Genomic DNA, 12,794 nt, shown 5'->3' with positions numbered 1-12,794 from the left:
GGCTCCTGGCGACGGTGTATACTCACTATAGTCTTCGGTAGACGCGGTCTGTTGGTATCGATAAAAGAACTGCCGGGGGCACTCTTCGAACAGCTGTGCTGCCGACGCCGACCAGTTTACGTGTGCAAACTGTTCTGACCCATCCATTCCGCTATTGGAGTTGATCGACGATTGAGTGAGCCACCTCTGGCAACCGTTGGGACAACTCGTAGTCTGAGTAGTCCTCGTCGTACGTCGCCGATGTCGGGGCACGTGAACGCCGCAGACTCGAACGAATACCAAATGTCATCGTCGTCCCGTCAATCTCGATTTCCCATTTATCGTCGTCAATCGCCCTGAGTGCAACATCTTCTTCCTTCAACTCCAAGGCACGTTCGAGCTGCTTTATCAGGCTCTGTGTCTTATCAGGACGAAGCGTTGGTGGAGTCCCCGTCTGTGCGTAATCGAGCAAGGCCAGGCCTTCGTGGCGATTCAACGAGTCGTGGAGATGGCGGTTCTGATACCGGCGCAGACAGTTGTGACACGCCGTATCGCATGAGCAACTCTCGAGGATTGAACGGGCTTCTGCACACACGGCGTCGAATTCCTCCCAGACGCGCGATGAGAAGCCAGCACCGCCAGCGGTTGTGTCGAAGAGGAAGACCTCGATAACGCCCCGTGCGTCGATGTCGGCGTGCTCTGCCGAACGAGTACGGAATCCACCTTCGAGTTCGTCATCTTCGATACCTAGCGCACGAGATGCACCCATGACTAATGCTTCGGCTAACGACTGTCCTGGTGTCTCGAACCATGCTTCGGATGGAACAAACTCCATCTCATCACCTAACGGGATTTGGAGGACGGTCAAATCACTGGGGAAGCGGTGGCTGAAACTCGTCGTGACTGTTGAGCCGGTACACTGATCATCCCAGTCATATTCCCCAACAAATCGGAGATCCTTGGGGTATGGACGGGCGTGTGGGTTCGAGAGCGGACCTTCGCGGCTAACGGCCCCACAATCGGTGCAGACCTCGAATCCATCCTCATCAGCCCCAAAGTTAGCGACAAGAAGCTGTTCGTCATTCATCTTCCCCACTATCGAATGGCCAATGGATTTCTCCTCTGCCATCTCGCTAGCGTTCTCACTCTCGTGAGAAGTCGACGTCAGCGGGTATTTAGGCTGTGTCGCGTAGGCGCGGTTCTCGTTGTAGTCGGATCCTTTCTCAGCTGCACCTGTCTCATCGACTTTCGGTGCAAATGCCTCCGGGGTGTACATTTGAAGGGAACTGACGGTCGCTCCCTCACAGACTGGACATTCCATATCTCTGGCTGCCAGACTCTCATTATGCTCGTCAAAGACCGTCTTACAGACGTCACACCAGTTCAACCAATCGAGGTCTCCCCAGTCTTCGCCAGTTACTCGGTTCTTCGGGTTGTCTGGGAATTTGACATAGACACCGTAGGACTCGTAGGTCTTCTTGTCAACGACGATCTCTCGGCCTGGAACGTACGTTGAGAGAGCCTGTTTCAGATCCCGAGACATCTGGTACTTGTTCTTCGGCTGTGACGATCCGGGCTCATTTTCGCGCACGACGAAGTCGGCCACATCAGTCGGGAACGAGAACGTCGGAAGGAGGGCTGCATCGAGAAGGACGGAAAGTAAATCGTCTTCTTCCGTGGATTGCTCTTCCCATTCTGTCTTGGCTTGTAGCTCCTGGAGTTCGCTTAGGAACTCTGTAGCGGCGTCGCGGACTAATGCGACCTCCCAGTCGGATGAACGTCCCTCTCCTAGTGCATCCGGAAGGAGGGCCCCCAATTGCTCGAGCGTCGACGATGAATCGGCGAAGATCTCTTCGTCCAGCCAGTCTTCGAACGCGGCGAGGGTTTGGTCCCCTTCTCCTTCAAAGAACTCGGCTGTACCTTTGAGCGAGCGGAATACGGCAGCTTCCGTCTCGACGGCCGATGGATCGAAGAACCGAGCAAGCAGCGAGGCGTTGATGTGCCGCCGGGCGATCTTTTCGTTGCCGGCGTAGATGACCGGTGCGTTCCCCTCGCTCGTTATCATATCCTCAGGATTCTCGAAGTAGTGTGACTCGTGAGGGGAGTTGTCCGCGAAGGTGACGATCGTCGAGAGCCCGGCTCCGCGACGTCCTGCCCGACCAGCACGTTGCTCATAATTCTCTGGTCCTGGCGGGACTGTCCGCATGGCCACGCCAGTGAGGCTCCCGATGTCTATCCCGACTTCCATAGTAGTCGTACAGCTTAACACGTCGATCGGCTGATCGGCCTCGGAGTCCCCGACGAGGATGTCTTGGAAGAGGAGTTCATACTCTTCGGAGCGTGCGAATGCCTCGGAGTTGTCCTTTGCACTTAGTTGTGCGGAGTGCTCTTCTGAACGCAGCGTGAGCGGGTCCCGTTCGGCATGGAGCACTTCGCGTGGCGGGTTTCGAAGGAAGTTCTTCCGTGCCTGGAGATGGATGTCATCGTCACTAACCGGACTCAGAGTTCCGCGACACCCATCGTAGGGACACGAATCATTGAGAGACACTACCGAGAACCGGCGACATCCTTCACACCGGTACCAATCGTCGTCGAGTCGGAGATCGATTGTCGTTGCTTTTGGATTGACGAAGTAATTTCCGTGGGAGGCCCCAAACAACACAGGCTCTGTCGTCATCAACGCCCGTCTCAGACTATTCCACGCCTCTTCCGGCACTTCGTCGTCGAGTGATTCTACAACATATTCAGGGATTATTTCGCTGTGGGGGAGCCCCGTATCGTCCGGGTCAATCCAATTTTGGTAGGGATAGGAGTTCGAACGTCGTCTGGCTTCAATGCTTGAATCAAATGCCCGTTCCTCGCAGGCATGACGAAGCGCCTCGATGAGGATGCTCTTGAGTTGGTCTGTCTCAATTTCAGGGACAGCTTCATCGATTTTCTCAAACACTTCCTCGGACGGCGCAATGTACCCGACGAGAGCGCCGGTGATGGAGTACTGTTCATCGCCCAACGATCGGAGGAGAAGTTCCTCATACTGGCGGGGACGCTCCGACAACGCATTGCGTGCGGCTGGCACCTCCGGAATATCGTCGATGGACTCAAGGTAGTACTCATCGACAATATCGGACAGGTTCTCACGAATATCCTCGAAGTGGGAGCGTGAACCCTTATACACGACACCCGACTGATTCGTGTATTGGTCGCTGTCGTCGAAGAATACGATGTTGTTTTTCGCACAGTAGACTGCGAACTCGGCGAACAACCGATCCATCGTGATCTCACCATCTGCGGATCCAATAATGTCGGTTAGGACCTCGCGGAACGAGTCGGATTCAACGTTCGATTGGAGATCGCGAGCTAAGCGGGCCGCCTTCTGTCGACCGTCAGAGAAGCACAATACCTTGCGCCCCTCGTTGGGGAACTCCTCTTTGAGTGGGTCGGTCGGCTGGATACCGAACATCGAGCGGACGCTGTGCGCGAATGGTTCCTCACCTTTGGTGACCAGATCTTCGACCTTCGTGTCGCCATTGGGACGGCGTCGCTCTTTGATCCCGCACGCCGGACATTGAGTCCAGCTCCATGCACCGTCCTCGTCCGGCGGCTCTTCAGTCGGGACCTGAACCTCGATATGAGTGGTCGGCCCTTCGTCGCCCACGTGCCGATCATCAACAAGATGGCCGGAGGCAATCGAGAGGTTTCGTGAGGTCGTCGTCTCGGCGAGCGAGCGTCCGTGTTCGTGGTCTGGATTCGGGTCATCCCGAGGTTCCTCAACTAAGAGATGGAGCTCGTCCAAGTCCTCGCTGCTCTCAGGATCTGACCACAGGAACGTCGGCCCGCGGTTGTCGTCAGAGCGTCGATAGGCACGCAGATATGCTGCTCCACAGGTGCGGTGGCTAATCAGTTCGAAGACGCGACTGCCACAGGACTCACAGGTCGTGTGCGGATTACTGTAGATGCGCCCAAGGAGGTTCTCCCCCTCCGTAACTCGGCGGCCGCTACATTCAGGATTGACACACGCATACTGGGCGGGGAGCCCTTTGAGGAACATATGCAGGCGTGTCGGAAGCAACGCCTGGTCCTCTCCCTGGCGGGCCTCGGTACAAAGGTACAGAAGATTGCCCGTCGCCTCACGAGCCAGCTCCTGATCGATGTCCTCGAACAACTCTTCGGCAAGCACCGATAGGCGCAGTGGCTCTTCACGAAGGTATTCGTGCGCTAACCTGAAGAGTGGGTCATCGACTAACTGGTCAGCGAGGTACGAACGGACCGATTCTACGTCATTACTTTCAAGAGGATCCCAGCCTCGTTCGCTCGCAACGTTACGAATCTTCGACGGATCATCGAGTTGGTAACCAACCCGCTCTAGGAGTTGCGCCGTGCGTTTCTCGCTCGGTTCTCCACCTTCGTACTCCACCTGTTCACCGGTGATTACTGAGAAATCGTCCGGATCTCCGGTTGTGAGCTGGGCCGCAAAGTCTGGGGCCGCTTCCTCTACGTTTTCGCCCATCGTCGCACTCGTGAGGATGAAGCGCACACGTTCGCGAGATATCCCGAGTTTCTGGAGCAAGCGGCTCAACAGGAGTGCCACCTCTGCTCCTTGGGCGCCTCGGTAGAGGTGAGCTTCGTCGAGGACGATATTCAACTCGTTCTCTTCGTCCTCGGCCAGCCATTCACGGGTATCCTCAAAGAGGGGTTGTTCGATCGGCCGGAGTAGCATGTACTCCAGCATCGAGTAATTCGTAATCAGGAGATCAGGCGTCCCGCCATGGGGGTTGCTTCCATCGCGGGTGTGCATTTCCTGACGCGTGAATAGTTCAGTATCGCCGGGTTGGGTACGGAAATGTGTCTCCTTTTTCTTGCCCTTATTCCGGAACCCTTCGAGGTCCTTGGCTGGAATGCGGCCTTTCTCTGCGAGTTGTTCATAGAGATTGGGCTGTTCTTCCTCCAAGTCGAGATACCGGTCGATAATCGGTTTGACTAGATTATCGTTCTTGCTGGTGTCATACTCCCCGTGATAGGGTGTACGGCTCGTGTACATCCCGAATTGTACCCGCCGACCCATGTAGTCCTCAAGTGTATCTGCCCCGTCCTTATCACCGAAGAGTAGGCGCATCCGCGAGAGTTGATCCGCGACGAGGGCGTTCATGGGATAGAGAACTAATGTCCGTATCCCCCGTTGGTCAGCTGTCTCTCCTCGTGCTGCCTCTTGGGCGAGCTGACCCAGAATTGAGTAAAGAAAAATCTCTGTTTTCCCGGATCCCGTCCCGGTGGATACGATGAGGTCGTCCTCGTCGTTGAAGAACGATTGAAGAGCGTCGGCCTGGTGATTGTACGGCGGATCGAAGATGTCGAGTTCGTCGTTTTCGAGATCTTTCAGCAAATCGACGACTTCGCTCGGCAAGCCCAGTTCTCTGAGGGAATCCCCCGAAACATAGGTCGGTGTAGCCTCGACCCACGGTTCGGTGGCCGTCTCTCCCTCGTCCATCAGGGCACGACGTTCCTTGAGAAGCCGCGGGTGATGGAGGTGGTAACGTGATTCGATGTACTGTTGAAGGTCATTCTCGAGCTCTTCCGAGACTTCTTTGATTGATTTCATGTTATGTGTTGTCGATGATGGTCACGGGCAGTTCGTCGAAGACCTCTCGCACTGAATCAGCATCAGTGTCCGAAATTCGCCATTGAAGCTGATACGACGATGTTTCAAGCCACTCTGCTCCGACTGCGTACAGCCAACGCATCTGTGCCCGCGGCGGTACAAAGTCACAGCTCAATAAGACCTCCTCGTCATATGCGGTGAGTTCAACTGTCTGTGGGTCTTCAGCCATTGAGTCAAGGATTAGGCACGCATGCTTGCGGTATTTCGGCGAAATAGTGACAGCCCTTGTTTTGCCGTCGCCCGATTGTACCTTTAACTGGTAGGTATCGGCGCCGTATTCGACTGGAACTCGCCACAAGCTGATTGCAGTTCCGTCTGCCTCTTCAATGACGAGCGGCTCACCGTCTACGGTAAATCCATAGTACTGTCCAGTGTATGGTGCCCAATCTTCCTCCGGTTCCCACGACTCCTGCGGTCGCTGTTCGATATACTCACGTAGTGTGGCTGGCGTCGTAATCGGCGCCTCGTCTAAACCGATGTATTCGTCTTTAGATTGAACGGGGATTTCTCTCGAACGCAATTCTGCTTCACTGGTGTCAGTAAGAATCCGCGTCAATCCCCGAAATTCGATATCAAGACCGGACTCTATGAATGGGCGACTTGGATCCCCTGAAACGAGCACGGCCTCAGATTCGGAGATCATTACAGCTCGCGTCGGTGCTGGAGCATAGTACCCTTGTGAGAGTTGTATCACATCACCGAGGAACGTTATTGTGGGGCCGGTACGCTCTGTTAATGCTGCCCGGAACCACCCGACATCATCGGATACTTCGTCGGCACCAGCGACTGGCTGTCCGAGAACAGCTGCCAGCTTATGGACAACCCAGTGGCGGATTGCGGTGATGTGTGCTTGTGGATACTGTTGGCCACCCGATTCAGCTTTCTCAGCAAGACCGAGTCGGATTGCCTCACCGACTATGGCGTCTCGGATGCCGATCTCGGTCGATGGTAGTTGGTCGCCACTTACGTCAGTAAACCGCGTAGCGAATGCACGAAACGGTTCTTGGCCGAATCCCACTTGCTGAAGTTGCTGCATCCGAGTATCGTGCCCGGGATCTTCGATATCACCAACCGAATCATAGACCTTTGTCACTTTGCCAACTCCGCGGTCTCGGTGAAATCTAATGAGTTCCCCTTCGATTTTTTGTCCGATACGGGCTTTGCCTCCAGAGAAATGGACAGGCAACCCGTCCACATACGCGATGAGATTACTGCCATCGGTGTCATCTATCGTTGCCGTGAATGACTCGCCCTTTTTGATAGGGAGTTTGTCCCAGCGCTCACGGAGAATATTGAAGCGAATCCTGTAGCGTTTCCCACGGGCTCTTGCGTTTAGGATCTCTGCATATCCCGGTTCGCGTCCGACAACGTGTACTAAGTCGCCCTCATCTGCTTGTACTGGTCCGAGTTCGACGAGTTCACCTCCGGCAACTGCGAGTCCGAGGCCGTACTCGTCGATCTTATCCACCTCTATGTAGGTTTGTTCTCCCTCTTGTGGAGGTTGATCAGGAAGAAGACCGCTTACATGGCGTCGAATGTGATCTTTATAATCGTCCGCGAGAACTTCATCGGTCAGACAAAGCGCGAAATGTATCGATGTTCCAGCGACTGAATCCGCCCCGAGATACCGCAATCGAACCGAACGACCTGGTTCGCACGTGACCGGGCCGATATTAATCCCTTCCCCATCGTATTTGACGGTGCAAGTTCTCCGTTTCGTAATTTTGTCTACTTCCGCTGTAAACTCGTCACCGGGTTCCAGATTCATTGTTCCCTCTGCGGAAAGCAGATCGATATAGTTCCAATTCCATTGAACCGGATCTCGAGTTCATTACAGCCGCTCTCTACCCAGTGGACGACCTCCGAGATAATGTCACCGATTGCTGTTACGTCTCGGCTGATTGTCGGACCGAGTGATGCGCCTTCAGCAAATGTAGCGATTACTTCCAGTTCGAGGTCTTCTGGCCCGACATATTCGAGGTTGGTATGTAATAAATGAGGATTGAAACCAATGGGCATACGCTTCGAAGACGGGCCTTCGATAGGTGAGAGAAAGTCACGATGCTCCTCATCTTGGATTTCAATACCAATTCGTCGTGATTCTGGCTCGCTAGCGTCTATGATCGTCGATTCTTCGGATGGGTGGAGGTGGATCAGACGATGCCGATCGGAGTTCCGCTGGTGGATACTCACACGCCGTGATCCATCAGAGGGTACCTCAGTTGTGTAGTAACGAGGATTTCCCGCTCCAGTCCGGTCGATTTCGACTGTCTCGTTTGCATCTTTGGGGATGGAAACGACCTCGAATATTGGGTCGACTTCTTCGGAAGGAGTAACTCCGACGAGAACTGATTCCTCTGGTGGTGCGTATAGGGGTGCCTCAACGGTTGGGTTTGTGTGTGCGGGTAATACAACGTCAGCATCGAAGCCGTAGTTTTCTGCACTAAGACCTCCCCCATAGCGATCGAGAAATGGTTCCGTCTTTTCGGACGCCCGGAACCCGACTAAGGATACATCTGCGAAGTCGTAAATGTCAACGAACGATACTTCGGATTTTGGGGGATTCTTTGAGACCAGATATACCCACGTATCCTTGCGCACTTGGTGATCCGAGTTATATCGCTTCGCCCGAGTTTCGTCACCAACAAAGAGATCACCGTGTTGGAGCCCTGAAGTAGTCCAAGTGCCGGTAATACTTCCGAGGGCATCTGGACCTGAGATTTGAAGTTCGAAACTATCCGCTGTTGGGTCAAGCTCAAGCGTGACCTCTGCCTCTGATGGGTGGAAGTTACTCGGTACAGGGGGATGTGTGATTCCTGTTGCCTCGATTTCGACGTTTTCTAAGAGTGTGTCCACGTTCTCATCTTCTTGGATTTGATCCCAATCGAGTGATGGAACGATGCCAAATAATTCGATGCCCCCGTCATGGCGTTGCCCGAGATAGGTTCGAATCGACCGCTCACGTTCACCCTCTTCGATGTCTGAAGTACGGAGATCCTCGATCATCTTTTCAACACCCTCGTCGCTGGACAGAGAACAGGAAATGTCCTCCAGAACGCCTTGCTTATGAGCGAAGTACTGACGCTGAGTCCCAATACGAGGGGTTAGGAATTCGCCACATTCTGGGCATCGGTAGTAGTCTGACTTACGTTGGGCCTCTTCTATTGGAGTTTTCGTTCCCTCCGGGTCGAGTCCGAAGGGGATAGAAAGTTTACTCACGACTGGATCGGAGCCCTCCAGTGCACGTCCTGATAGTCCCCTTACGCATGTGTTATCAAACCTGAGGGACAGATAGAATAAATCTATTGAAGAAACACGAACATATAATTTCCCAAATAATAGTGGCAGACCCCTTAGATCGTTTAGGGGTGTGGACTGATCTGAGTCGATACTCTTTTGGATTTCAGCAGAGAACGATTTGCCACATCAACCAGATTACTATGGGTGCGAATTCTGAACGAGAAGTAGATTTTTCGCCTAATCTCCCAGACCAGTACCAACGCCGATTTGAGGCTCTGACCGATGAACTGATCGAATTTCAGGAGGATCTCGACAGGGAAGTTGCCATCAAGGACGAGATCCGCTATGTCGAGAACGAAATTGAGGATGAAGTAACTGAAGGCCAGATTCGATATCTCGCAGCGTTAGAGGTTCTCCTGGATCTCATTGAGATCAACTATGACATTCGCAAAAACTCTGAACTACACGTAGTTCGGCCGGATCCTGATCGCTACAAAGATGACCCAGAGGAATTCAAGAAACAGGAACGCGCCATCCTCCAGAAAGAACGACGGGCGCAGTTCCAAGAGGAAAGCGTCCGTGAGTTCGTCCGGAAAATGGAGCGGGACACCCGCCGAAACACCAACGGCGGGCGAAGCGTCCTCGAACTGATCACTGGGGGAGAACAACTCTACCAGGACTTAGCGCCGTTCCAAGATCAGAGCCAAGAGGAAATAGCGGAAGATCTGGAAGACGTTGTCCAACCCTATATACAGAAAGTAGAGAAAGGGAAGAAGTGCGAACACACCGAGTTGGACCTAATGGATATCTGGCGATACTTCCGCTACACATGGCTAACACCATATAACACGGTCCCCGGAAGAAACATCAATTTTCTTATTAGAAATGCAGCGAAGCCAAAAGACCCAGTGATGGGGATTGCGACACTGGCAAGCCCCATGATGAACCTGTCAGTCAGGGATGACTACATCGGCTGGACGATCGACGCTGTCGAAGATAAACTACAGCGGAAGAAACGGGTCCACGAATACGAGGAACAACTGCCAGAGGAGAAGCGGACGTCGGACAAGAAAACCCGTACAGTCACCAACACAGAATGGCTGGAAACAGAGGAAGAATACGAAGAACGGATCAGCGAGTTCTGCACCGAAATACGAGAAGCTCTGGAGAACTCCATCAAGGACGCGATATCCAACATCCGGCACGACGACTTCGCAGAGGAACACCCAGAACTCTCCGAGGAAAGCTTCGTCAATCCGGACGAACGAGTTATCGAGATCCTCGAGGAGATAGAAGAGGAAGCTGAACAGAGAATCGAAGAAGGAGCAGACGAGAATCCAGAGAAGATAGAGGACTGGGAAAAAAGAAGCGAAACAGCCCTATTCCGGAAAAAACGGGCACGGGCGCTTCAAAAGCTTCTCCGCGACCGGAAATACTTCCAAGAACACAGCGACCAAGACGACGTCGAGTTCATCAGAACTGGTTTGAACAACGACTCTGGGCGACGAGCCATCAAAACCGCCCTGAAGGAGATCAAAAAGGAGCGGGTCGGTGCCGGGATGATGAACATTATGGTCTGCGGTGCTATCCCCCCCTACAACCGTATCCTCGGCGGGAAGCTCGTGGCGATGGCCCTGACTGGTCCCAAGGTCATCAACATGTACCAGGACAAGTACGGCGACTACCAGAGCGAAATCGCCAGCTCGATGAAAGGCGAAGCAGTGAGCAAGCCGAACGAACTGGTTTTCCTTGACACCACCGGCCTGTTTGAGATCGGAAGCGCTCAGTACGACCGTATCCGGGTTCCAACCGACAACGGACAGATCGAATACGACCAGATCGGCTACACAGAAGGCTACGGTTCAATCCAGTTCGGCCCAGAGACACGGAAACGGCTTAGCCAGGTCACACAGTTAGAGGAAGGACGCAAGGTCGTCCGAGGCCGGTTCGGAGAAGGTGTCTCTCCCCGCATCCGGAAGATCCGCCGCGGCCTGAAGAACTGCGGTTTAGAAACGGACCTATTGAAACACGAATCCAGGCGGATCGTATACGGAATCGACCTCGCAGAGAACTCACAGAACTACCTCCTCGGAATCGACGACGACCCAGAATACTACTGGGAGTTCGACGACCCGAAGAAAGAACAGGAGTCAATCTACCAGCACTGGATCGACCGCTGGGCAAGCATGAGAGCTCAAAAACAAGAAGTCCTGGAAAACATCAGGAAATTCGACAAGCAAGAGTTCAAACTAAGCAGCGAGATCGATTTCGACAAACGACAAGCCAGCCTCAGCGAGTTCATTATAAGCAACAGTTAACATGGCGGGAATATTCGGTCACCAACATCAAAGGTAAAATATGGGAATTGAAGCATCGACACTGAATCTACGATTCCTTTCGCAGTTGGCACAGGGAGGCTTCGCTGAACAACTCACCGACGAGCAACGCAGAGAGATACACATAACAACCCGCCTGGACGGTGAAGAATACCTGCAGGACGCGCTGGAAAACGGGAAACAGATCGTTCTCACCGGGAACCCTGGGGACGGGAAAACCCAGTACATCCTGCAGATGAAGCCCGAGTACCCTGAGCCCGACTATTTCTATCTCTCCGACGCCTCCGAATACGACGACTACACCGTCCTACTCGACAAATGGAAGGACGCCCTCGGCGACGGCCGGCCCGGTATCCTAGCTATCAACGATGGCCCTCTTTACGAGATGACAACCCAGCACGCCGACGAATATCCCTTCCTGGAGAAAGTTCGAAGCCAGTTCCAGAATCAGATCATCTACGACGAAGACCAAGCCGACAACGCTGACTTCGACTCTATCGTCGTCATCGACCTCAACAACAGGAACATCCTCACACGCAAGGTCATCGGCCAGGCCATCGAGAACCTGACCTCGAACAAGTTCCTGAAAGAGAACAACGGCGACGACATCGACGGCCATATCGCCTACAACATGGACAAGATGCGGAACGACCGGGTCAGAGAAAACATCATCCGCCTCCTACAGTCGGTCGGCCAACTGGACGCCCACGTCACCGTCCGTGACCTACTGAACTTTCTCGCCTACTGTATCACCGGAGCCAAAGAAGAGAGCGTCACCGACTTCGACGAAGACCTGAAATACTACAACCTCGCTTTCAACGGCAGCGGGAAGATCTTCACCCTCCTGAATGAATACTTCCATCCCCGCGATCTCACCCATCCATTCATCGACAGCAAGCTCTGGGCAGACGCCGAAGAAGAGGTCTCACGGAGGGACGAAGAAGACTCAGAGGAAGAAGTCGACCAACGCTTCATCGAAAAGAAACGCCAGTTCTACTTCGAGGACGTAGCCATCAAAGACTACGACGCCCGCGACCTCTACCACGAGACCAACTACTCCTTCCACAACCAGCGGAACAGAGAACGTCCGGACGAAAGCGTGAAAGAGGACGTCATAGAGATGATTAACAGCTACTTCATGCCGGACTCCTCCAAAGGATCCGACCTCCGAGTCTGGCTCTCCCATAACTACCGGTCCAAAAGCTCCCTGTCCCTGATCTCCCGGACAGAAATTCCGAAACGCGAGCTAAACCGCCGGGTCCCGCAGCTCCACCCAGAGATCAGCGATGCTATGGACTACAACCACGACCACCACGTCCTCGAATACGAAGGCCGGGACTCGACAGTTAGACTCCGAATCGACCCGGATCTATCAGAGACACTCGGTACTCTGGAAGGGAACATCCCCTACATCCTACGCGGCAGAGAGGAAGAGCAGCAGTTGCTAGAGTTTATGGAGGAAATCGAGTACAGGGAAAGCCACGATGAGGACTACGGCACTGTCCACATCATGGACACGGAAACCGGGGAACTCGAGATCCTGACAGTCAACGATGACCGGTACCAGATGGAGCGGAGGTGAA

5 protein-coding genes are annotated in these 12,794 nt (G+C 53.7%); 2 read left to right on the top strand and 3 right to left on the bottom strand.

The annotated features are described in order from the left end of the window. Positions 1 to 151 precede the first annotated feature (151 nt). Genes AArcCO_RS00245 through AArcCO_RS00235 form a run of 3 tightly spaced genes read right to left on the bottom strand, consistent with a single transcriptional unit; the run spans position 152 to position 8,641 of the window. Positions 152 to 5,575 carry a DEAD/DEAH box helicase family protein gene (locus AArcCO_RS00245; protein ID WP_259532899.1) on the bottom strand — a complete coding sequence of 1,808 codons (5,424 nt, stop codon included), beginning with the start codon at positions 5,573 to 5,575 and terminating at the stop codon, positions 152 to 154. Position 5,576: 1 nt separating this feature from the next. Then, complete coding sequence (locus AArcCO_RS00240; protein ID WP_259532898.1) at positions 5,577 to 7,403, bottom strand: Druantia-type antiviral defence protein DruD; 1,827 nt, start codon at positions 7,401 to 7,403, stop codon at positions 5,577 to 5,579. After that, positions 7,400 to 8,641, bottom strand: a complete 1,242-nt coding sequence (locus AArcCO_RS00235; protein ID WP_259532897.1) for a hypothetical protein — start codon at positions 8,639 to 8,641, stop codon at positions 7,400 to 7,402. Before AArcCO_RS00235 ends, AArcCO_RS00240 begins: the two co-directional genes overlap by 4 nt. 434 nt (positions 8,642 to 9,075) lie before the next feature. Between AArcCO_RS00235 and AArcCO_RS00230 the strand changes: the two genes are divergently transcribed. Both AArcCO_RS00230 and AArcCO_RS00225 read left to right on the top strand, forming a co-directional pair. Continuing rightward, a complete protein-coding gene (locus AArcCO_RS00230) occupies positions 9,076 to 11,193 on the top strand; it encodes a Druantia anti-phage system protein DruA (RefSeq protein ID WP_259532896.1) in 2,118 nt (705 codons plus the stop codon). A 40-nt stretch (positions 11,194 to 11,233) separates the two neighbouring features. After that, the gene (locus tag AArcCO_RS00225; RefSeq protein WP_259532895.1) at positions 11,234 to 12,793 is read left to right on the top strand and encodes a hypothetical protein; all 1,560 of its coding nucleotides are present in this window, start codon (positions 11,234 to 11,236) and stop codon (positions 12,791 to 12,793) included. Position 12,794 lies beyond the last annotated feature (1 nt).

The sequence above is a fragment of the Halalkaliarchaeum sp. AArc-CO genome, assembly GCF_024972735.1.
Taxonomy (GTDB): domain Archaea; phylum Halobacteriota; class Halobacteria; order Halobacteriales; family Haloferacaceae; genus Halalkaliarchaeum.
The sequence above is the reverse complement of the archived record's forward strand: the minus strand, read 5'-3'. Positions and strand labels throughout refer to the sequence as shown.